This window comes from Asanoa siamensis, assembly GCF_016862555.1.
In the GTDB taxonomy this organism is placed as follows: domain Bacteria; phylum Actinomycetota; class Actinomycetes; order Mycobacteriales; family Micromonosporaceae; genus Asanoa; species Asanoa siamensis.
This window is the reverse complement of the sequence record NZ_BONE01000023.1, coordinates 83,023-104,496: the sequence shown is the minus strand read 5'-3', so window position 1 is coordinate 104,496 and position 21,474 is coordinate 83,023. Positions and strand designations below refer to the sequence as shown.

Annotated in this window: 20 protein-coding genes and 1 pseudogene; 13 read left to right on the top strand and 8 right to left on the bottom strand. The window is 72.0% G+C overall.

Going from position 1 to position 21,474, the window contains the following annotated elements; translation table 11 throughout:
* Positions 1 to 951: 951 nt before the first annotated feature.
* Together Asi02nite_RS16385 and Asi02nite_RS16380 are read right to left on the bottom strand one after the other, a co-directional pair.
* Positions 952 to 1,353, bottom strand: a complete 402-nt coding sequence (locus Asi02nite_RS16385; RefSeq protein WP_203713812.1) for a hypothetical protein — start codon at positions 1,351 to 1,353, stop codon at positions 952 to 954.
* 93 nt (positions 1,354 to 1,446) lie between these two features.
* Entirely contained in the window at positions 1,447 to 1,647 is a 201-nt protein-coding gene (locus Asi02nite_RS16380; protein WP_203713810.1) for an acyl-CoA carboxylase subunit epsilon, read from the bottom strand.
* Positions 1,648 to 1,730: 83 nt separating this feature from the next.
* Between Asi02nite_RS16380 and Asi02nite_RS16375 the strand changes: the two genes are divergently transcribed.
* The 5 genes from Asi02nite_RS16375 to Asi02nite_RS16355 are packed head-to-tail and all read left to right on the top strand — an operon-like array spanning position 1,731 to position 6,304.
* On the top strand, positions 1,731 to 3,863 hold the full coding sequence (locus Asi02nite_RS16375) for a serine/threonine-protein kinase (RefSeq protein ID WP_203713808.1): 2,133 nt from the start codon (positions 1,731 to 1,733) through the stop codon (positions 3,861 to 3,863).
* A 50-nt stretch (positions 3,864 to 3,913) separates the two neighbouring features.
* Entirely contained in the window at positions 3,914 to 4,114 is a 201-nt protein-coding gene (locus tag Asi02nite_RS16370; RefSeq protein WP_203713806.1) for a hypothetical protein, read from the top strand.
* 14 nt (positions 4,115 to 4,128) lie between these two features.
* Entirely contained in the window at positions 4,129 to 4,869 is a 741-nt protein-coding gene (locus Asi02nite_RS16365) for a M50 family metallopeptidase (RefSeq protein ID WP_203713805.1), read from the top strand.
* Between the two features lie 36 nt (positions 4,870 to 4,905).
* Complete coding sequence (locus Asi02nite_RS16360) at positions 4,906 to 5,400, top strand: SigE family RNA polymerase sigma factor (protein ID WP_203713803.1); 495 nt, start codon at positions 4,906 to 4,908, stop codon at positions 5,398 to 5,400.
* Positions 5,393 to 6,304 (top strand): hypothetical protein, encoded by a 912-nt coding sequence (locus Asi02nite_RS16355; RefSeq protein WP_203713801.1) that lies wholly within the window; start codon positions 5,393 to 5,395, stop codon positions 6,302 to 6,304. Before Asi02nite_RS16360 ends, Asi02nite_RS16355 begins: the two co-directional genes overlap by 8 nt.
* On the opposite strand, the gene Asi02nite_RS16350 is transcribed toward Asi02nite_RS16355, so the two are convergent.
* Positions 6,301 to 6,807 (bottom strand): MarR family winged helix-turn-helix transcriptional regulator, encoded by a 507-nt coding sequence (locus Asi02nite_RS16350; RefSeq protein ID WP_203713800.1) that lies wholly within the window; start codon positions 6,805 to 6,807, stop codon positions 6,301 to 6,303. The genes Asi02nite_RS16355 and Asi02nite_RS16350 overlap by 4 nt on opposite strands.
* A gap of 85 nt (positions 6,808 to 6,892) precedes the next feature.
* Here Asi02nite_RS16350 and Asi02nite_RS16345 point away from each other — a divergent pair, with 85 nt between their 5' ends.
* Positions 6,893 to 8,602 carry an LLM class flavin-dependent oxidoreductase gene (locus Asi02nite_RS16345; protein ID WP_203713799.1) on the top strand — a complete coding sequence of 570 codons (1,710 nt, stop codon included), beginning with the start codon at positions 6,893 to 6,895 and terminating at the stop codon, positions 8,600 to 8,602.
* Positions 8,603 to 8,674: 72 nt separating this feature from the next.
* On the opposite strand, the gene Asi02nite_RS16340 is transcribed toward Asi02nite_RS16345, so the two are convergent.
* Entirely contained in the window at positions 8,675 to 10,264 is a 1,590-nt protein-coding gene (locus tag Asi02nite_RS16340) for an acyl-CoA carboxylase subunit beta (RefSeq protein WP_203713798.1), read from the bottom strand.
* Between the two features lie 102 nt (positions 10,265 to 10,366).
* On the opposite strand from Asi02nite_RS16340, the gene Asi02nite_RS16335 reads away from it, so the two are divergent.
* The 3 genes from Asi02nite_RS16335 to Asi02nite_RS16325 are packed head-to-tail and all read left to right on the top strand — an operon-like array spanning position 10,367 to position 13,034.
* The gene (locus Asi02nite_RS16335) at positions 10,367 to 11,524 is read left to right on the top strand and encodes a hypothetical protein (protein ID WP_203713797.1); all 1,158 of its coding nucleotides are present in this window, start codon (positions 10,367 to 10,369) and stop codon (positions 11,522 to 11,524) included.
* A 9-nt stretch (positions 11,525 to 11,533) separates the two neighbouring features.
* Complete coding sequence (locus Asi02nite_RS16330) at positions 11,534 to 12,418, top strand: biotin--[acetyl-CoA-carboxylase] ligase (protein WP_203713796.1); 885 nt, start codon at positions 11,534 to 11,536, stop codon at positions 12,416 to 12,418.
* Positions 12,419 to 12,473: 55 nt separating this feature from the next.
* Positions 12,474 to 13,034, top strand: a complete 561-nt coding sequence (locus tag Asi02nite_RS16325; RefSeq protein ID WP_203713795.1) for a PH domain-containing protein — start codon at positions 12,474 to 12,476, stop codon at positions 13,032 to 13,034.
* On the opposite strand, the gene Asi02nite_RS16320 is transcribed toward Asi02nite_RS16325, so the two are convergent.
* The 4 genes and pseudogenes from Asi02nite_RS16320 to Asi02nite_RS16305 form a co-directional block, all read right to left on the bottom strand.
* On the bottom strand, positions 13,031 to 14,212 hold the full coding sequence (locus Asi02nite_RS16320) for a GNAT family N-acetyltransferase (protein WP_203713794.1): 1,182 nt from the start codon (positions 14,210 to 14,212) through the stop codon (positions 13,031 to 13,033). The two genes, Asi02nite_RS16325 and Asi02nite_RS16320, sit on opposite strands and share 4 nt — an antisense overlap.
* Before the next feature lie 157 nt (positions 14,213 to 14,369).
* Positions 14,370 to 14,814: pseudogene (locus Asi02nite_RS16315) on the bottom strand (GtrA family protein); the annotation flags it as partial.
* A 70-nt stretch (positions 14,815 to 14,884) separates the two neighbouring features.
* Positions 14,885 to 15,439, bottom strand: coding sequence for a GtrA family protein (locus Asi02nite_RS16310; RefSeq protein WP_203713790.1), 555 nt, complete (start codon positions 15,437 to 15,439; stop codon positions 14,885 to 14,887).
* A 201-nt stretch (positions 15,440 to 15,640) separates the two neighbouring features.
* Positions 15,641 to 16,396, bottom strand: a complete 756-nt coding sequence (locus Asi02nite_RS16305; protein ID WP_203713788.1) for an RNA polymerase sigma factor — start codon at positions 16,394 to 16,396, stop codon at positions 15,641 to 15,643.
* 391 nt (positions 16,397 to 16,787) lie between these two features.
* Here Asi02nite_RS16305 and Asi02nite_RS16300 point away from each other — a divergent pair, with 391 nt between their 5' ends.
* Genes Asi02nite_RS16300 through Asi02nite_RS16285 form a run of 4 tightly spaced genes read left to right on the top strand, consistent with a single transcriptional unit; the run spans position 16,788 to position 21,461 of the window.
* The gene (locus tag Asi02nite_RS16300; protein WP_203713786.1) at positions 16,788 to 18,617 is read left to right on the top strand and encodes a phosphoenolpyruvate carboxykinase (GTP); all 1,830 of its coding nucleotides are present in this window, start codon (positions 16,788 to 16,790) and stop codon (positions 18,615 to 18,617) included.
* 48 nt (positions 18,618 to 18,665) lie between these two features.
* Entirely contained in the window at positions 18,666 to 19,526 is an 861-nt protein-coding gene (locus Asi02nite_RS16295; RefSeq protein WP_203713784.1) for a hypothetical protein, read from the top strand.
* Between the two features lie 2 nt (positions 19,527 to 19,528).
* Positions 19,529 to 20,680 (top strand): geranylgeranyl reductase family protein, encoded by a 1,152-nt coding sequence (locus tag Asi02nite_RS16290; RefSeq protein WP_203713840.1) that lies wholly within the window; start codon positions 19,529 to 19,531, stop codon positions 20,678 to 20,680.
* Positions 20,681 to 20,690: 10 nt separating this feature from the next.
* The gene (locus Asi02nite_RS16285; RefSeq protein ID WP_203713782.1) at positions 20,691 to 21,461 is read left to right on the top strand and encodes an isoprenyl transferase; all 771 of its coding nucleotides are present in this window, start codon (positions 20,691 to 20,693) and stop codon (positions 21,459 to 21,461) included.
* The last annotated feature ends 13 nt before the right edge of the window (positions 21,462 to 21,474 follow it).

The window sequence follows — 21,474 nt, the reverse complement described above, 5'->3', positions numbered from 1 at the left end:
CGATGCGCGGTCGGGCTTTTGGATCCCGAGGGCGCGATGACGCCCCCGGTCGGCGCCACGTGCGGAATAGTTGTGCCACGGTAGGCGGTGGCCGGGCCCACGGGCTGGAGCCCGCGGGGTTGCGTCGAGGTCGTTCTTTCCCCCGCAGCGCGACCGCTTGCGGCAGCCGATACCGAGCGAGTTGCTAGGTCCTTCGGAGCCAAAGGCCGCTGAGGGTTCTGGTCGGCAACATCAGGAGCGAGCGCGGGTACTGTTCCTAATTGGGGTGTCTGCGTGAACGTGGTTTGGTTGGGTGGGCGACGAGCCGGCTCAAGGGACGTAACACGCGGAACCGCTGGTGGCGGTTGAATCGTTGGGCCGCCTTCGCGGCGTTGCATGCCAAACGGCGTCGGGCTGCTGAGCTGCCGTTCTGCCAGCACGAGGGTGCTGCTGAGACTTGACATGACCGAGCGGGCCTTGGCGTTTAGGCGCTCTAGATCCGTGTCGGTGGCGGGGGGTGGACCGATTACTGTGCCTGGCAACTGGGAGGCCTTCGTCTGCGCTATCAATGCGTCGTAGGTTTTCCTGGCCTGCAGTTTTTCCGAGTACTCGTTGTGGATCGCGGCTACCTGGGTGCGGGCCGTGTCCAGTGTGGTTGTCGCTGTCGTTAGGGCCGTGTAGTTCGTGGCCGCTACCTCGTGTGTCTGGCGGACGTGGCCGATCAGGTAGTCCAGGCGCGCGATGAATGTTCTTGCAGCCGGGCTTTTCTCCGGGGGCCAGGCCTCCGCCAACTGGTCGCGGTAGACCTGCAGGCGTGCCATGTGGATGGCAGTTAGCTCCGTCAACTTGCGCAAGCCTGCCGCGTGGCGCCAGTGGGCCTCGGTTTCCTGGGGTGCGAGCATTCGCCACATCGATGGTGCGTCGTGGCGTGCCCAGTCCGTGGCCGTCGGCGGTGGGCCTTCGGTCGGTGCGTCACGCATCGGTGCTCCCGGCTGCCGTCTTGCCGAGCGCCGTCTTGACGTCCGCTACCCGCGCGGCCGAGAAGGCGTCCGCGTCGCGGTAGTTGCGGCTCACCTCGCCGGCCGCGACGGCGAAGCCGCCTGTCACGTCCTGGTAGTAGTAGACCGTATAAGCCGTGTCCTGCGCCGATGCCGCATGGCTCTGGAGGAAACCCAACAACTCCGGAAAATCCGAATATGCTCCGGGCAACTCGGTCAGGATGTCGTCGAAGATGGGCGCGACGTGGGGAGCGAAGTTGTCGCGGACCTCGGCGTCCAGTTGGGTGGCGAAGTCTTCCAGGCGTTGGATGTCGGCCTCTATCGCCGCGTAGTCGCGGAGCCACGTCGGTGGGAGGTCCTCGTTGGACAGCGCCACCAGAGACACCTCCCCGAGTGGTCACCAAGTGGTTGCTGACCGTGAGGCTAGACCGACAGCACCATCAAGCGCAGCCCTGAATGTGCGACGACTTCAGCGCGGCAAGCCTGATGCGCGCCAGGCGCCGGGGCCGCGCAGCAGCGGGCCGGGTCTGGCGGATCGCAACCAAAGCGACGTATCCGGCACAGCCGTCGGGGGAGCGGGGCGACGGGTGGCCAGGGCCCCCACCAGCGCAGCCAGTTCCTCGGCCGTGGGGGCTCCGCGGGTGACCCTGAACAGGGGTACGTCCGACATACCGCCAGCGTACGGTCGGTCTACGTCACATGAGCAACTGCCGCCCGTGTGGCGTTCGGCGGGCACAGGTACGGTTTTGGGTGATGTCGATGACTCAGCCGCCGCTCGTCGCCGACCGGTATCGACTCGTCGAGCCGCTCGGGCAAGGTGGCATGGGCCGGGTTTGGCGTGCCCTCGACGAGGTTCTGCACCGCGAGGTCGCGATCAAGGAACTTGTCCCGCCGCCGGGACTGACCGACGACGAGCGTCGGGAGATGCGGGAACGCTCTCTGCGCGAGGCGCGGGCGATCGCCCGCCTCAACCATCTCAACGTCGTCCGCATCTTCGACGTCCTGCGTACCGACGGTGATCCGTGGATCGTCATGGAGTACGTCGCGTCCCGGTCGCTCCAGGACGTGATCGCCAACGACGGACCCCTCCCACCGGTACGCGTCGCGGAGATCGGGCTCGCCATGCTCGCCGCCCTGCGCACCGCGCACCGGGCCGGCGTCGTGCACCGCGACATCAAGCCCGCCAACGTCCTGCTCGCCGAGGACGGTCGGGTCGTGCTCACCGACTGGGGCCTGGCCACGATTCCGGGCGACCCCACCGTCACCCGCACCGGCCTCGTCCTCGGCTCGCCCGCCTACATCGCGCCCGAGCGCGCCCGCGACGGCACCTCCGGGCCGCGCACCGACATGTGGTCCCTGGGGGCGACGCTCTACGCCGCGGTCGAGGGCCAGTCGCCGTTCGCCCGGCCGTCGGCCCTCGCCACCCTCGCCGCGCTGGCCACCGAGCCGCCGGCGCCCGCGCGCCGGGCCGGGGCGCTCCGGCCCGTCCTCAATGGACTGCTCCGCAAGGATCCCGCTGACCGGATCGATCCGGACGAGGCCGACCGGCTGCTGCGCCGCGCGTCCGGCCGCAAGACCGTGCAGCGACGCCCGCTCCTCGACGGTGTACGCCGGCCCACCGCGTTCCGCGACCGCCAGGGCTTCCCGCCGCTCCCCGCGGCCCCCGCCTCCCCGGCCGCGCCCGCACCCCGGAGCCCGGCCGCACCCCAGAGCCCGGCCGCACCCGAGAGCCCAGCCGCCGCCCAGAGCCCCGCGCCGGCCGCACCCCGCACCCCGCGCCCGCGCACCCCGCACGACCCACCCGGCGCCGGCGTCTGGCCGATCTCCCCTGCCGCCGCCCCCACGAGCCCGGCCGCGCCCACCAGCCCGGCCGCGCCCACCAGCCCGGCCGCGCCGACGTCCGCGGCCGCAGCCGGCGTCGCAGCGGCCCCGACCTCGGCGCCGCCCGCCACCCAGCCCCCCGTCGTGCCCGGCTCCCCGGCAGGCCCGACCGCCCGCCCGGTCTCCCCGGCGACCCGCCCGACCTCCCCGGCGACCCGCCCGGTCTCGCCGGCCGCCCGCCCGACCTCCCCGGCCGCCCGACCTACCTCACCGGCCGGGCGCGCCGCGGTCCCACCGCCGCCGCCGCCCACCGACGTTCCACAGCGGACAGACCGACGCCCGGACCCGCAGCCCGCCAAACGCAACCAGCGGAACCCCTCCCTGGCCATCCTGGCGGCGGCGCTGGCGGCCGTCGTACTCATGATGACCGTCGTCCTGCTCATGCTCCGCAACGACGACGACCAGCCCACCAACCGCGGCGCCGGCACCGATCCCACGACCGGCACCAGCACCGGCACCAGCCAGAGCACCCCGGCCGCGACCACGCCCGCCGCCACCCAGCCGGCAACGGCCCCGCCGACAGCCCCGCCCTCCCCGGCCGGCCCGCCCGCGTTCACCCTGCCCGCGGGCTGGCGGATGCGCGACGACGGCAGCGGCTTCCAGGTGCCCGTGCCCGAGGGTTGGACGTTCAGCCGCGACTCCGGCGGCCGCGCCCGGTGGTCCGAGCCCAACGGCAACCGCTTCCTGCTGATCGACCAGACCAACAACCCGAAGCCCGATCCCAAGAAGGACTGGGAGACCAACGAGCAGTACCGGCGCAGCGGCTACGCCAACTACCGCCGGATCCAGATCGAGACCGTCGACTACTGGAAAGCCGCCGCAGACTGGGAGTTCACCTACACCAGCAACAGCGGGACCCGCCTGCACGTGCTCAACCGCGGCTTCGTCACCGCGCGGAACAAGGCGTACTCGATCTACTGGAGCACGCCCGACAGCCAGTGGCAGGCCAGCCGGCCGATGCTCGACGTCATCATCGAGGGGTTCAAGCCAGCACGGCGGGACTGAAAAGCCTTCCGGTGGGTAATGACACCCGCGCACCGGAAGGAGGTGACGACATGGTTCACCGGCGACACGGGACTCTCCCGAGCTATCTGCTCTGGGCGCTGGTCGCCCTCGGCGACCTCATGCTCGTCGTGGTCAACGCGGGACTCACCGCGCTGATCGCCCTTCTCTGCGTAGCCACCGGTGGCGTCGCCTTCGGCTGCAGGTCGCGGTTCCGTAGGGCGCACAAAGTGCCGGTCGCGCGCGACGCGTAGTACTGTCGCGGGCCATGCGGCTCGACGAGGTCACCGACATCTGGGATCGCCTGTTCGGCGCCCAGCCCGACCCACCTTCCTGGCTGGTCGTGGTGACCGCCGTGCTGGCGCTCGTGGTGGTCGCGGTGCGCGGCCCGTGGCGGGTGGCGCGCAACGCGATCACGATCGCGCACGAGGGCGGTCACGCCTTGGCGGCGCTGCTCACCGGCCGCCGGCTGCGCGGCGTCCGGTTGCACTCCGACACGTCGGGCCTGACGCTCTCCGCGGGGCGGCCGACCGGGCCGGGGATGGCGGTCACCCTGTTCAGCGGGTACGTGGCTCCGTCACTGCTCGGCCTCGGGGGCGCGGTGCTGCTCGGCGGAAACCACATCACGCTGCTGCTCTGGGTCACCGTCGTGCTGCTGCTGGCGATGCTGGTGCTGATCCGCAACCCGTACGGCGTCTTCTCGGTCGTCCTGACGGGTGCGGTGGTGTTCGCGGTGTCCTGGTTCGGCTCACCGCAGGTGCAGGCCATCTTCGCGTACCTCGCGGTCTGGTTCCTGTTGATCGGCGGCGTCCGCCCGGTCGGCGAGTTGCAGACGCTGCGCAGCCGCGGCCGTCTGCCGGACTCCGACGCCGACCAGCTTGCCCGGGTCACCCACGTGCCGGCGCTGCTCTGGGTCACGCTGTTCGGCGCCGTCGCCCTGCTCGCCCTGGTCGTCGGTGCGTATCTGCTCGGTGACCCGATCCTGTCGGCTGCGGGAATCACCACCTGAGGCAACCGATCGCGCAACCCACGCGTGTAGCTCTTCGTGGACAGCACCGACTTCGACGAGTTCTACCGGGCCAGCCGGCAGCGGCTGCTCGGCTTCGTCTACGTGCTGACCGGCGACCTGTCGGAGGCGCAGGACGCCGTCCAGGAGGCCTACATCCGGGCCTGGCAGCGCTGGTCGACGGTGCGTGACTACGACGACCCCGAGGCGTGGATGCGGGTGGTGGCCGCCCGGATCGCGGTGAGCCGCTGGCGCAGCCTGCGCAGCCGGGCCCGCGCCTACCTGCGGCACGGAGCCGTCGAGTCGGTGCCGCCGCCGACGACCGACACCGTCGAGGTGGTCGCCGCGCTGCGCCGCCTGCCCGAGGAGCAGCGCACCGCGATCGCGCTCTACTACCTGATGGGCATGCCGGTCGCCGAGGTGGCGCGGGAGACCGGCGCGCCCGAGGGCACGGTCAAGGCCCGCCTCGCCCGCGGCCGGGTCGCGCTGGCCGGGCTGCTCTCCGTCGAGTTGGGGGAGGTGGCCGATGCCTGACGACAGCGACCTGGCCGCCCGGATCGCCGCCGACCTGGGCCAGGTGCGGTGGCCGGCGGCCGAGGAGATCCGCCGGTCGGCCCGTCGCCGTACGCGTCGGAGCGTTCTGGCCGCCTCGCTGTCCGTACTCGTGCTGTTCACGGGTGTCTGGGTGGCCGCGACGCGCCCCTTCGATCAGCCACCGGCGACCCAGCCGGAGTTCGCCGCCCAACCGTCGCTGCCGGAGCCCGTCGCGACCACGGTCGGTCCCGGCGACCCGGCCTGGATACCGCCCGAGGCGCTCCTCGGCCCCGAGGACGTCGGCGCGGGCCTGGTCGTCTCCCGCGTCGAGGTCGACCAGGACCGGCCGGTCGACGGGCTGGTGTTCGCCCTCGAGCCGTGCCCCGCGTACCCGAAGGTGCGCACCTACCAGGGCGCGTACCAGTTCCGCCGCCAGCAGACCGTGGGATATCCGCCGAAGGTCCCGGGACAGCCCGAGACCGCGATGGCGGTGCTGCACCAGACGGTGTTGCGGCTGCCCGACGGCGGGGCGCGCGAGTTGATGACCGAGGCCGTCCGGGGCGCCGAGGTGTGCGGGAAGTACGTCTCGTCCGGGACGCTGTCAGCCACCAACGACGAGGCCGGCGGCGCCGTGGTCAAGCAGATGAAGGTGGAGACGGCGCACACCTGGTCGCTGCTCGACCGGGGCTTCGCCGGCGACGACTCGTTGCTGTTCGAGCACCGGATGACCGCGTACGCCGGCCGGATGGACACCGACCTCGGTGTCTCGACCGTCGTCGTGCTCCGCGTCGGTGACCTGGTCGCCACCGTCGAGCAGGTGAACGGCGATCCGCCGGACAGCACCCGCAAGCTGGCCACCCGGGCCGCCGCCTGGCTCTGCACCGCGGCGACGCCGCCCTGTTAGACCGCCCGCGCGAGCTCCGCGGCCGCGCGCAGGTGCGCGTCGTCCTCGGCCAGCCGGGCCAGCACCGCGCCACTGATCTCGGTGAGCGCGTCGAGTTGCTCGGGCGTCAACAGATCGAGGAGGTACGTCCGGACGGCCGCGACCCGGTCGCCGGTGGCCGCCTCGACCGCGGCCTTGCCCTCCGGGGTGAGCTGGAACACGGCACCGCGCGAGTCCTCGACGCACTCCTCGCGGACCACCAGCCCGCGGGTCTGCATCCGGCCGAGGTGGTGGGAGAGGCGGCTCTTCTCCCACTGCACCTCACAGCGCAGCGCCAGCCCGCGCAGCCGGTGCCTGGGGGCGCCGAGCAGCGCGGAGAGGATCGCGAAGTCGGCGTCCGAGAGCCCGGTGTCGGCCATGAGCTGCCGGTTGAGCTGGCTGGAGAGCAGCCCCTGCATGCGGCGGTAGCCGTCCCAGGCCCGCTCCTCCCGGGGAGTCAGCGGGCGCGTGCCGTTGGTGGCCATGCTGTGACGATAGCCATTGGTTGACGCATCATCCAGTTGCGTTATGGTTGACGCGTCAACCGTGTCTGATCGAGGAGTACCCCCAGTGACCGACTACGGGCACGATCTCTTGTTCGGGACGTTCATCACCCCGCGCGCCGACGCGCCGGAGCGGGTCGTCGCGCTCGCCCAGCTCAGCGAGCAGGCCGGCCTCGACCTCGTCACGGCGCAGGACCACCCGTACCAGGCGGGGTTCCTCGACACCTGGACCCTGCTCTCGATGATCATCGGTCGGACCGAGCGGATCCGGGTCTCGCCCAACGTGGCCAACCTGCCGCTGCGCCCGCCGGCCGTGCTCGCCCGCTCGGCCGCCAGCCTCGACCTGCTCAGCGGCGGGCGGGTCGAGCTGGGCCTGGGCGCCGGCGCGTTCTGGGACGCGATCGTCGCCAACGGCGGCCCGCACCGCACCCCGGCCGAGTCGGTCGAAGCGCTCGAGGAGGGCATCGCGGTGATCCGGGGGATCTGGGGCCAGACCGGGCGTTCGGTACGCGTGGACGGCAAGCACTACCAGGTACGCGGTGCGAAGGTCGGTCCCGAGCCCGCGCACGACATCGACATCTGGGTCGGCGCCTACAAGCCGCGGATGCTCCGCCTGATCGGCCGGCTCGCGGACGGGTGGCTGCCGACGCTCGGCTACGTGCAGACCGAGCAGCTGCCGGAGATGAACAAGCTGATCGACGACGCTGCCGTGAAGGCGGGCCGGTCGCCGGCCGACATCCGGCGGCTGGCCAACTTCGGCGGCGGGTTCGGGCGCGGAGCGGGTGGTGTCGTCAGTGGGACCGCCGACGAGTGGGCGGAGCAGCTCGCGGAGTTGGCGCTGGTGCACGGCCTGAGCACGTTCATCCTGGCCGGAGACGACCCGACGTCGATCCAGCGGTTCGGGGTCGAGGTGGCGCCGGCGGTGCGGGAGTTGGTGGCCGCGGAGCGGGCGCGCCCTAAGCCGACCGGAGCGACGGAATCGACCGGAGCGACAGAACCGACCGGAGCTACGGAATCGACTGGAACCACGGGGCCGACTGGAACCACAGGGCCGACCGGAGCCACGGGGCCGACCGGGGCGGGGGAGCAGACCGGGGCAGCCGGCTCGACCGGCGCCGGCGAGCCGGGCGGGCGGGCGGGAGCGAACCGGGAGTCGATCACCGTCGCCGGCGGGATCCCCGGCTTCGGGGTGACACCGACCCCGGACGACGGCAAGCGGCTCTCCGCCCGGACGGTCTGGGACGAGAGCGCCCGCCCGATCGCGCCGCGGATCGACGAGGAGCACGCGTACACGCGGCACGAGCTGGCCCGCGGACAGCAGCTCGTCGACATCCACGACCACCTGCGCCAGGAGCTGGCCCAGGTGCGCGACCTGGTCGACCAGGTCGAAGCCGGGATGCTCGGCATCGGCGAGGCGCGCTCGGCGATCAACGAGATGACGCTGCGCCAGAACAACTGGACGCTCGGCACCTACTGCGAGTCGTACTGCCGGCTGGTCACCACGCACCACACCATCGAGGACGCCTCGATGCTGCCGAACCTGCGCCGCGCCGACGCCCGGCTGGCCCCGGTGACGCTGCGGCTCGAGGAGGAGCACAAGGTCATCCACGAGGTGATCGAGGCGGTGGACCGGGCGCTGGTCGCGCTGGTGGGTGGCAAGGGCGACCTGAAGGGCCTGCGCGACGAGGTCGACCTGCTCACCGACACGCTGCTCTCGCATCTGTCCTATGAGGAGCGTTCGCTGGTCGAGCCGCTGTCGCGGTACGGCGCGCACTGACGCGCGCGGCGCGCGCGTTAGGAACGGTCCGTTCCAATCGGAATCCGATTGGAACGGACCGTTCCTAACGGCTCAGAGCGGGATGTTGCCGTGCTTCTTCGGCGGCAGCGTCTCGCGCTTGGTGCGCAGGGCCCGCAGCGCGCGGACGATCTGCGTACGCGTCTCGTGCGGCGGGATGACCGCGTCGACGTAACCACGCTCGGCCGCGATGTACGGGTTGGCGAGGGTGTCCTCGTACTCCTGGATCTTCGCGGCGCGCAGCGCGACCGGGTCCTCGGCCTCCGCGAGCTCGCCGCGGTACAGGATGTTCACCGCGCCCTGCGCGCCCATCACCGCGATCTGCGCGGTCGGCCAGGCGAAGTTGAGATCGGCGCCGAGGTGCTTCGAACCCATCACGTCGTACGCACCGCCGTACGCCTTGCGGGTGATGACCGTGACCTTCGGGACCGTGGCCTCGGCGTACGCGTAGATGAGCTTGGCGCCGCGGCGGATGATGCCGTCCCACTCCTGGCCGGTGCCGGGCAGGAAACCGGGAACGTCCACAAAGGTCAGCACCGGGATGTTGAACGCGTCGCAGGTGCGCACGAACCGGGCCGCCTTCTCGGACGCCGCGATGTCGAGCGTGCCCGCGAAGTGCATGGGCTGGTTGGCCACCACGCCGACCGGCCGGCCCTCGACCCGGCCGTAGCCGACCACGATGTTCTGCGCGTAGAGCGGCATCACCTCGAGGAACTCGCCCTCGTCGAGGACGTGCTCGATGACCGTGTGGATGTCGTACGGCTGGTTGGCCGAGTCGGGCACGAGCGTGTCGAGCTCGTGGTCGGTGTCGGTGATCTCGAGGCTGGCCGGCGCGGGGAGGACCGGCGGCTCGTCGAGATTGTTCGAGGGCAGGTAGGACAGCAGCGCCTTGACGTAGTCGATCGCGTCGTCCTCGTCGCTGGCCAGGTAGTGGGCGTTGCCGCTGCGGGTGTTGTGCGTGCGGGCGCCGCCCAGCTCCTCCATGCCGACGTCCTCGCCGGTGACCGTCTTGATCACGTCGGGGCCGGTGATGAACATGTGCGAGGTCTGGTCGACCATCACGGTGAAGTCGGTGACCGCGGGCGAGTAGACCGCGCCGCCCGCGCACGGACCCATGACGAGCGAGATCTGGGGTACGACGCCGGAGGCGCGGACGTTGCGGAAGAAGATCTCGCCGTAGAGGCCGAGCGAGACCACGCCCTCCTGGATCCGGGCGCCGCCGGAGTCGTTGATGCCGATGACGGGACAGCCGGTCTTCATCGCGAGGTCCATGACCTTGACGATCTTCTCGCCGAAGACCTCGCCGAGGGAGCCGCCGAACACCGTGAAGTCCTGCGCGAAGACGCAGACCTGGCGACCGTCGACGGTGCCGTAGCCGGTGATCACGCCGTCGCCGTACGGGCGGGTCTTCTCGAGTCCGAAGGCGACGGAGCGGTGCCGGGCCAGCTCGTCGAGCTCCACGAAGCTGCCCTCGTCGAGCAGCATCTCGATCCGCTCGCGGGCGGTCTTCTTGCCGCGCGCGTGCTGTTTCTCGACCGCGCGCGCCGATCCCGCGTGGGTCGCGTCGTCGCTCCGGGCCGCGAGGTCGGCAAGCCGCCCGGCGGTGGTGCGGATGTCGACGTCGGCGCTGCGTTGATCTGTCACGGCCCGATCGTAACGACGGTTCAGGCGCGGGGCCTTGTGCGGTTGGTCTCGACGCGTCGCTAGCGTTTCGCGGTTAATGCCCCATTCGTTATAGCTCTCGTGATGATGGTCGTCGGACTGCTGTTCCTCATCGGAGGCGTCGGCATCCTCCTCACGATGAACCGCCTCCTCTGGCCACTGGCCGACGGCCCCGCGCCGTCTGTGGCCCCGGAGAAGCTCAGCCATTCCGGGGGCGGGCGGGTGGCGGGCGACCGGCCGGGGTCGCCCCGCCAGCCGCACCAGAACGGCCGGGCCCGCTCGACAGCCGTGTACGGACGCCGCACCCCCGCGGACCACGATCCGTCCGCGGCCCTTCCCGCGCAGCCACCCGCGGGCGCGCAGATCGCCGCGCGGCGGATGGCGCCGCCGCGGGTGGAGGACGGCCCGGCCGTCGCACCGTCATCGGCGCGTTCGCGCCTGCGCGCGGTGCCCGCCGCGGAGCATGGCGTGGCGTCGGCGGCGGACCGTGGTGCGGCCGCGTCGTCGTCGGCGCGGTCGCGGTTCGCTCGGCCGGCGGGTGCGGATCGCGGCCCGGCCGTGGGCGCGGCTGCGCCGTCGTCGGCGCGGTCGCGGTTCGCCCGCTCCTCGGGCGGTGGGAGCGGCCCGGGCGCGGACGCGGATACGTCGTCACCCGGGCGCTCGCGGGTTGCCCGCCCGCCGGTTGCCGTGCCGGCGGTGGACTCCGGCCAAGCGGCGGACGCGGCTGCGTCGTCGTCCGCGCGGTCGCGGTTCGCCCGCTCGGCGGGTGGGGCGTCGGGCTCGGATCGCGGCTCGGTCGTGGGCGCGGATGCGTCGTCGCCTGGGCGGTCGCGGGTTGCCCGCCCGCCGGTTGCCGTGCGGGCGGTGGACTCCGGCCCGGCGGCGGAGGCGGCGGCTGCGTCGTCGTCCGCGCGGTCGCGGTTCGCTCGCTCATCAGGTGCGGCGCCGGGCGGGGCGCGCGGCCCGGTAGCGGACGCTGCTGCGTCGGCACCTGGACGCTCGCGGTTTGGTCGCCCGCCGGGGACCGCGCCGCCCGCGGAGCGCCGCCCGGAGGGGAGCCACGCCGCACCGCCGCAGGCCGCTCAGCCACAGGGACCGCAGGCCGCGCGGGCCGAGCCGGCTCGGGCCCGGCTGCGGGTCGTCACCGTGCCCGACCGGCAGGCCGCGCACACCGCGCCGGTCGCGGGTGGCCAGGTCTACGGCGGCCGCCGCGCGGCGGGGAGTGGCAACCGCTGGTCGTAGGCTTGGCGGGTGCCCGGCTCCCCCTATACCGATCTTGATCGCCCGCCCCTCAACGCTCGTGCGCTCGAGCGGGCCCTGACCGGGCCCGGGCAGCTCTGGACCCGGATCGATCTGCGGGCCGAGACACCCTCGACCAACGCCGACGTGGTCGAGGCCGCGCGGGCTGGGGAGCAAGAAGGGCTCGTCGAGGTCGCCGAGCGGCAGACCGCCGGCCGCGGCCGGCTGGGGCGCGTCTGGATGTCGCCCGCCCGCGCCGGCATCGCGGTCAGCGTGCTGCTCCGGCCCGGCATGCCCGACGAGGAGCGGGGCTGGCCGGCGCTGCCGGCGAAGGCGTACGCCTGGCTGCCCCTGCTCGCCGGCGTCGCGCTGGCCGAGGCCGTGAACCGGCTCGCCGAGCTGCCCGACGGCGTGCTGCCCGAGCTCAAGTGGCCCAACGACCTGCTGATCGGCGGCGCCAAGTGCGCCGGCATCCTCGCCGAGGGCGTGCCCGACGGTGGTCCCGGCGGGCCCGCCGTGGTGCTCGGCATCGGCCTCAACGTGACGCTCCGCGAGGACGAGCTGCCCGCGAGCCCGACCGGGCTGCCGGCGACCTCGCTGCGGCTGGCCGGCGCCGAGGTGACCGACCGTGATCCGCTGCTGCGGGCGACGCTGCGTGGGCTGGCCACCTGGTACGAGCGGTGGCGCGAAGCCGGCGGCGACGCGGCGGCCAGCGGGCTGCGCGGCGCCTACCTGAGCCGGTGCGCCACCGTGGGCCGCGACGTGCGCGTGCTGCTGCCGGGCGGCGAGCACTTCACCGGCGCCGCGACGGGCGTCGACGAAAGCGGCCGCCTGGTCGTGCGTACCCGGGAAGGCGACCGGACCGTCGCGGCCGGTGACGTGCTGCACGTGCGCTGAGACCCGACAACATCCGGGGGTACGCCCTGCGCGGGCGAGGCAGTAGGTTCTCCCCGTGGCTTTCCCCGACGACGTGCTGACCAGTGAGGAACGGGTGGTCCTCCACCTGCATCCGCACTGGAAGACGCTCGCCCGCCCCATCCTGCTCGCCGTCGTGGTGATCGCCGCGGCCGTGGTCGCGCTGGTCTTCGTGCCGAGCGGTCTCGGCAAGCTGATCATCGGTGCCGCGGCGCTGGTCGTGCTGGTCTGGTTGCTGCTGCGGCCCGTGCTGGTCCGGCAGACGACCCACTACGTCTTCACCGACCAGCGCATCCTCGTGCAGGTCGGGATCTTCAACCGCGACCGGCGGGACATCCCGCTGAGCCGCGTCAACGACCACTCGATGAACCAGCACTTCCTCGAGCGCCTGCTCGGCACCGGCACGCTGGTCATCGAGTCGGCGGGCGAGCGCGGCCAGCAGGTGCTGCAGGACATCCCGCGCGTCGAGAAGGTGCAGACGCTGCTCTACGAGCTCGTCGAGGCCGACCACGACAAGGGCACCCTCGACGAGGGCGAGATGCGCGACATCATGCGCGAGCACCGCGAGGCCAAGGCCGGCGACGCCGAAACCGTCTAGAACTCCGCGCAGACGAACGGCGGCCGGGCCGGGAACAGGTCCCGGAGCGCCTCGGCGGCCTCGAGCGGGATCGTGCCGAGCCCGCGCAGGGCCACCTCGGTCGGGTCGAGCACCCCGTAGACCAGGGCGGACAGGCCCGCCGCGGTCAGCGACGCCGCGGGCGGGGCGTCGGTCGCGTCGACCAGCAGCGTGCCGCCGGTGCCGTCGAGGTGCCAGCGGCCGGCCAGCAGCGCGTCGTCGACCACGTCGACGGTGATCGCCGCCGGGCCGGCCTCGATGCCCTCGATGCCCTCGACCGAGAGCACCCGGGCCATCGGCGCGTTGGTGCCGAGGGTGCGTACATCGGCCTTGGTCTCCACGCGGATGTCGTCGGCCCACAGCTCCGGCGTGTCACCCGGCAGCAGCCCGAGCTTGACCCGGTCGACCTGGTCGGCGTGCCGGGCCAGGAAGCTCAGCAGCAGGAGCCGGCCGGCCGGCCCCGTGTGCAGCAGCGTGTCGGCCTGCAGCTCACCGAGGTGGTCGTCGATCCGGTAGCTCAGGGCGCCCGCGACCGCGCCGTCGACGTGCGCGGTGACGACCCACTTGCGGTCGTCCCGCAGCGACACCGCGCGGAAGTCGGGGAACGTCGCGAAGCCGTGCCGCTCGCCGAGCAGCCGCATCGTCAGCGCCCGGTGGTCGGCGTAGCCCTCGGCGATCCGCCGCCAGCGCAGCTCGCCCGGCAGGTCGGCGCGGAGCAGGCCGCCCAGGCCCTCGGGGGAGAACGTGGCGGAGCGGTGCTGCGGCAGCGTCACGTACCCGAACCGCGCGTAGAACGACGGGCGGAACGGGTAGAGCACCGAGACCGGGTTGCCGTCGTCCCGCATCTCCTCGAGGAGCTGGTTGAGCAGGGTGCGGACGAAGCCGCGACGGCGGGCCAGCGGATGGGTCGCCACACCCGCGACGCCGGCCATCGGCAACACCAGGCCGCGTACGTTCTGCTGCATCGGGATGCCGGACACCGCGGCGACCGTCGCGCCGTTCTCCTCCGCGACCAGCGTGTGGTTACCCGAGTGGTACGGCAGGAAGTCGCGGTAGTGCTTCGAGACGTCCTGGTCGGTCGGCGACCGGTCGAACGCGTACGACTGGAGCGGGAACGAGGTCGTCAGCCGCTCGTCGCCGCTGACCCGGCGGACTCTCAACGCCGGCGGCGCGCCGTGCCGGCGGACTCGAACTCTTCGACGACCTCGGCCAGCTCGGCGACGGGGTCGAAGGTGGCGATCACGTCGCCGTCGATCGGGTGGTGCGCGGGCTGCTTGACCGTCGCCGCCATGGTGGCGGGGCCGGTCGGCGCGACCGCGGCGGGCTTGGGCGCGGCCCGGAAGACGAAGGTCCGGTAGGTGTAGAACCGGAAGACGGTGGCCAGGCCGAGGCCGAGGAACTTGAAGACGTTGAGGACGAGCAGGCTTTCGGTGCCCAGGCCGTATTTCGCGATGCCGAGCACGCCGAGCTCGATGACCAGACCCGTCGCGTTGAAGAGCACGAACAGCGTGGTCTCGCGGCGGATCGCCGACTTCGGCCGGTCCTTGTAGGTCCAGTGCCGATTCATGAAATAGGACGTGAACGTCGCGAAGACCGTTGCCACCACATTGGCCTTCAGCTGCCCGCCGTGGAACACGGTGAGCGCCAGCGCATTGAAGACCGCGAAGTTGATCACGGTGTTGACGCCGCCGACGATGCCGAACTTCAGCGCCTCACGGAGAAGTTTGTTCCACCGCTCGGGCAGGAGTCGGTCCACGCGCATTTGGCCACCTTACGGGAGACGAACGGTTCAGTTCGTGCCAACGGCGGGCGCTGGGGGAGAAGTCACTCCCTTAATCACCCTTGGTTACCGCCGCTGAAGCGGACGGTGTTCGTGGTGCTGCCGTCGCATCGACGAAAACGAACCGCCGGTAGGACCAGAAACGGAAAAGTGTGCCGGCCGCCGTGCCGACCAACTGGCCGGAAACGTTGTCGGCCAGTGTGGTCTGGAAGATGTGCGGCCAGAAGTTGCCCAGGATGTAATGACTGATACCCAGGCAGGCCAGGCCTATGCCGAGGCCGACGGCATTGAAGAAGAAATAGAGCAGGTATTCGCGGCGCAGGCCGTTGCGCTCGCGGTGCCGCCAGGTCCAGAACCGGTTGCCGACGAAGGCGAGCGTCGCCGCGATCACCGTGGAGATCGTCTTCGCGATCAGCGGCGGTGTGCCCGCGCCCGAGATCAACAGGTTGAAGATCAGCAGGTCGACGAGGAACGCGATGCCACCCACGGTGCCGAACTTGCCGAGCTCCTTGACCAGGTGGCCGAAGCGCTCACGCAGCCGCGCCACCACCCCGGAGGGTGGTGCGGCCGAAGATGACGACTCGTCGTCGGCAACGGTTGCGGACACGGGCCGAGACTACCGTCTGTGTGCACCCCCCGTTCGCCGCGCCGGATTTGTTAACCAGACTGTGCTGCCGCCGATGCCTGGACTGACAGTCGGCATGGAGAATCCAGGCCAACGGTGCTGACGGCCGTGGTCAGCCGGGGCTAGCACGTCGGCTGGCGGCCGTGATCAGCCGGCGGCTGGCACGTCGGCTGCTGGCCGTGGTCAGCCGGCGGCTGGTAGGTCGGAGAGTTCGTCCAGGGCCGCGCGGCACTGGGCGCAGGTGGCCAGGTGGCCGTCGACCGAGGTGCGGGCCCGGCGGGCCAGGCGGCCCCGCAGGTAACCGGCCAGCCTGGTGGCCACCTGCCGGCACGCCGGCGCGTCTCCGGGCGCCACGTGCTGTTGCAGGTAGATCTGGCGCAGCCGCTCGCGGGCCCGGAAGGCCAGCGCGGCCACCCCGCCCGGCGTCAGGCCCAGCCGGCCCGCCACCTGGGCGGGCGACTCGCCCTGGACGGCGGTGTGCCAGAGCACCGCCCGCCACCGCTCGGGCAGCCGGGCGAAGGCCTGGGCCGCGAAGATCCGGTCGAGCTGGGCCACGGTGGGGTCGGCGAACGGCACCCCCGCCTCGTAGCGGCTCAGGTCGTCGGTGAACTCGACCTTCTGCTCCGCGCGGAGTCGGTCGTACCGCAGGTGTCGCAGTGTCGTGTAGAGGTAGGGCCGGAACGCGTGGGCCGGGCCGCGGCCGGCCCGGAGCGTGGCGAGCACCTTGGCGAACGTCTCCGCGACGAGATCGTCGGCGTCGGCGCGGTCCCGGACCAGGGTGCCCGCGAGGCGACGGGCGCCCCTCGCGTGCCGGACGTAGAGGGTGCCGTAGGCCCCGGTGTCACCGGAGCGGACGGCGTCGACGAGATCCGCGTCGGAGGGCTCGTCATCGCCCTCCGGGGGCTCGGGTCGCTGGTCGGTGGTCGTCGGACTGGTCATGCCGCCTCCAGGGGGAGGAATGGGGCGGAAATGCCTATAGGGAATGTGAGGGAGAAAACCCTCGTTATGAGGAAAAGCGTAGGTCACTCCGTAGCGTGAGGGAAGAGGCGTTTTGGCAGCGTGGGGCGCCGATGGGTGGGTCCGCCGCAGCCGGCCGTAGACCCGGATGAGGGACGTCTATGGGTGCCGTGCGCGAATGTGCGCGGAAGAGCGCGACATCCAGCGCTCAAAACCAAACCCACCGTCCCTTGTGCAGATTTTCACAACCGGCCGCGCTGCCCTTAACGCTGGTTCGGTTTAGTCTGAGTTGAACCCCGAGATGCACTGGCGTGGCGCGAGCCCGCCCTGGTTCGTGCACCCATAGGTCAGCGTCGACCGCGAGGAGTTCACCATGACTGCAAGCCCGGCCACCCTTCCCGGCGCCGACGAAGCCCCGACTTCGCATCCGCGCCTCCTCGCCTGGGTGAAGGAGGTCGCCGAGCTCACCACACCCGATCGCGTGGTGTGGGTCGACGGGTCCGAACAGGAGTGGACCCGGCTGACGGAGGAGCTCGTCGAGGCCGGCACGCTCGTCCGTCTCAACGAGACGAAGCGCCCCAACTCCTTCTGGGCGCGCACCGACCCCACCGACGTCGCGCGGGTCGAGGAGCGCACCTTCATCTGCTCGGTCGACGAGGCCGACGCCGGGCCCACCAACAACTGGATGGCGCCCGGCGAGATGAAGCGGGAGATGACGGAGCTCTACCGCGGCAGCATGCGCGGCCGCACGATGTACGTCATCCCGTTCTGCATGGGCCCGATCGAGGCCGCCGACCCGATGTTCGGCGTCGAGATCACCGACAGCGCGTACGTGGTCGCCTCGATGCGCATCATGACCCGGATGGGCACCACGGTGCTGCGCGCGATGGGCGACGACGCCGACTTCGTGCCGGCGCTGCACTCGCTGGGCGCGCCGCTCGAGCCGGGCGAGCCGGACGTGGCGTGGCCGTGCAACCAGACCAAGTACATCTCGCACTTCCCGGAGACAAGGGAGATCTGGTCGTACGGGTCGGGCTACGGCGGCAATTCGCTGCTTGGCAAGAAGTGCTACTCGCTGCGAATCGCCAGCGTCATGGCGCGCGACGAGGGCTGGCTCGCCGAGCACATGCTCATCATGAAGCTGACGTCGCCCGAGGGCGTGGTCAAGTACGTCGCCGGCGCCTTCCCGTCGGCCTGCGGCAAGACCAACCTCGCGATGCTGGAGCCGACCATCCCGGGCTGGAAGGTCGAGACGATCGGCGACGACATCGCCTGGATGCGGTTCGGTCCCGACGGGCGGCTCTACGCCGTCAACCCCGAGTTCGGCCTGTTCGGCGTCGCGCCGGGCACGGACTACAGGACCAACCCCAACGCCATGCGTACGCTCGCCCGCGGCAACTCGGTCTTCACCAACGTCGCGCTGACCGACGACGGCGACATCTGGTGGGAGGGCATGGGCGAGCCGCCCGCGCACCTGACCGACTGGAAGGGCAACTCGTGGACCCCGGACAGCGGTGAGCTGTCGTCGCACCCCAACAGCCGGTTCTGCACGCCGATCGAGCAGTGCCCGATCATCGCGCCGGAATACACCGACCCACAGGGCGTGCCGATCGACGCGATCCTGTTCGGTGGCCGCCGCAAGACGACGATCCCGCTGGTCACCGAGGCGCGCGACTGGGTGCACGGCGTCTACCTCGGCGCGACGCTCTCCTCGGAGACCACCGCCGCCGCCGCGGGCCAGGTCGGCGTGGTGCGCCGCGACCCGATGGCCATGCTGCCGTTCATCGGCTACAACGCCGGCGACTACTTCGCCCACTGGATCGAGATGGGCAAGGGCGCGGGCGCCGACACGGCGAAGCTGCCGAAGATCTTCTACGTCAACTGGTTCCGGCGCGACGCGGACGGCGGTTTCCTCTGGCCGGGCTTCGGCGAGAACTCGCGCGTGCTCAAGTGGATCGTCGAGCGGATCGAGGGTCGCGGCGAGGCGATCGAGACCGCGGTCGGTCACGTGCCGACGCCGGAGGCCCTCGACCTGTCGGGTCTCGACATCGACCCGGCCGCGGTGGCCGCCGCGCTGCGCGTCGACGCCGACGAGTGGCGGGCCGAGATCCCGCAGGTCACCGAGTGGTTCGAGAAGTTCGGCGACAAGCTGCCGGGCGTCCTCTGGGCGGAACTCGACGCCCTCAAGGCCCGATTGAGCTGATTTTCGTCGGGGAGGCTCGCGGGCGCGGGCCTCCCTACACTCAGCGGCATGCCCCCCACGGTGCGCGCCCTCATCGCGCTCCTCTACGCGACGGCCGCGGCCACCGTCGCGGTCGAGTTGGTCAACTGGGCCTACGCACCCGAGCAGGGGTTCGGTCTCGGTGTGCGGACGGGCTGGGCGTTGCTGCGGTCCTTCGGCTTCCTGATCCTCGTCTGGCACGTGCGCCGCGGCCGGGCCGGCGCCAAGCCCCTCGGCCTGATCCTCGCCGTCACCACCGTCTTCGCCGTCGGCCGGCTGATCGTCCCCCGCTCCGGCGTGCCGCCGCTGCCGGGCGCGCTCGGCTTCGCGGTGCTCACCGCGCTCTGCCTCGCCGTGGTCGTGCTGCTCTACCGGGCGCCCACCGTGGACGCTCACCTCGTACGCCATCCGCATCGGCTCGTCGTCGACCGGCGCGGGATCGGCTGGCAGGAGAGCGTGCCGCGCCGCCCGCCGGTCGCCGCCTGGAACCTGACGGCGCGGGTGGCGGCGTTCACCTATCCGGCCCTGATCGCGGTGCCCGCGCTGGTGGCGCTGGGGCAGGGCGGCCTGCGCCGGCTGCCGGTCACGCTGCTCTGGCTCGGCGTCGCGGTGGTGGTCGGCAACGTGCTGCTGCCGATCGCCGTCTTCCTCGTCCGCGACCGGGGCTGGGCCCGGGTCGCGCTGGTGGTCGTCACGGTCCTGGTGCTCGCGGTCGACCTGCCGCTCTGCTATTTCCTGCTGGGCGTCGACGGGCTGGTCCGCGACGGCGGCCCGTTGCTGGTGGCGGCCGGCGTCGCGCTCTGGGCGGTAGCCCGTGCCAAGGTGGCGGCCGCCACGGTGCGGGTGCCTTCGCCGCGCGCGGAGCGCCCCGTCCCGGATACGGTTCCGTAGTGATCGATTACGACGTGCTCGTGGTCGGCGCCGGGCCCGCCGGTGCGACGGCGGCGGTGGCCGCGCGGCGGGCGGGTGCCAGCGTGCTGCTGCTCGACCGGTCCAGCTTCCCGCGCGACAAGACCTGCGGTGACGGCATCGCGCCGCACGTGCTCGACGTGCTGGGCGCGCTCGGCGTCGAGGACGTGGCGGCCGGCTACGCGCCCGTGCGCGCCCTGAGCCTGGAGACACCCGACGGCTGGGCGGGCGGCGAGTTGCGGAGACCCGACTACACGATCCCGCGGTACGTCCTGGACGCGCGGATCGTCGACGCGGCCGTCGGTGCCGGGGCGGAGTTGCGCCGGCACACGGTGCGGTCGGTGCGGGTCGAGGCCGACCGGGTCGTGGTCGACGACACGATCGCCGCCAAGGTGGTGATCGGCGCCGACGGGGCCGGGTCGCTGGTGCGCCGTGCGTTGGGTCACCCGGCCAACCGTGGCCGGCACCTGGCGGTGGCGATGCGGGGCTACGTGGCCTTCCCGGGCCTGACCGATCAGCGGATCGTCACCTCGGGACCGCGGTGGCCCGCGTACGCCTGGGCGTTCCCGATCGGCGACGGCACGGCGAACGTCGGCTACGGCGAGGTGATGCGGGGTCGACCGCTCAGCCGGGCCCACCTGCTCGACCGGATGGCCGACCTGTTGCCCGAGATCGATCTCGCCGACGTCACCCGGTTGCGGGCCCATCACCTGCCGCTGTCGACCCGGCGGCCGCCGCACGGCACCGGCCGCGTCCTGCTGGTCGGCGACGCGCAGTCCCTGATCAACCCGTTCACGGGCGAGGGCATCTTCTACGCGGTGCTGTCGGGCTCGCTGGCCGGGCACGCGGCCGCGGTGGCGCCGGCCCGGGCGGCCCAGGCGTACGGTGCGGCGCTGCGCCGGCGGCTCGGCCGGCACCTGCGGCACAGCGCCGCGGCGGCCTGGCTCGCCCGCACGCCCGCCGTGATCCAGGCCGCGGTCCGGGCCGCCGGGAACGACCGCCAGGTCTTCGACTCGATCGTCGAGTTGGGTCTCGGCGACGGTCTGTTACAGCCCCGTACGCTGGGGCGCATCGCCCGCGAGTTGACCGTTCGGACAGAACAAGCTCGTCCGTTCGTCCATGGCGGAGGTCGTTAGTCTGCAAGTGATGAATCTGCGTGATCTCGTCTATTCGATCTACGAACGGCGGCTGACCTCCCGGCTGACCGGCAGGCCGGTGCCCCGGCACGTCGGCGTCATGTGTGACGGCAACCGCCGGTGGGCGAAAGAGATGGGCTACGTCGACCCCAACGACGGTCACCGGGTCGGCGCCGCGAAGATCAAGCACCTGCTCGGCTGGTGCGACCAGGCGGGCATCGAGCACGTCACGCTCTACCTGCTCGCCACCGACAACCTGCGCCGCCCGGCGGCCGAGCTCGACCCGCTCCTGCAGATCATCGAGGACCTGGTGGTCGAGCTGGCCGAGGACGCCAACCCGTGGCGGCTGCGCATCGTGGGCGCGCTCGACCTGCTGCCCGCCCAGACCGCGGCCGCGCTGAAGGCCGCCCAGGAGCGCACCCAGGACCGGGTCGGCGGCGCCGAGGTCAACATCGCGGTCGGCTACGGTGGCCGCCGGGAGATCGCGGACGCGGTGCGCTCGCTGCTCCAGGAGCACGCCTCCCGCGGCGGCACGCTCGAGGAGCTGGCCGAGGTGCTCGACGTGGACCACATCGCGGAGCACCTCTACACGCGCGGCCAGCCGGACCCGGACCTGGTCATCCGCACGAGCGGCGAACAGCGGCTCTCGGGCTTCCTGCTCTGGCAGTCGGCCCACTCGGAGTTCTACTTCTGCGACGCGAACTGGCCCGACTTCCGCCGCGTCGACTTCCTGCGGGCGCTGCGCTCGTACGCGAGCCGCCAACGCCGCTACGGCGCCTGAGGCCCGCCCGGTC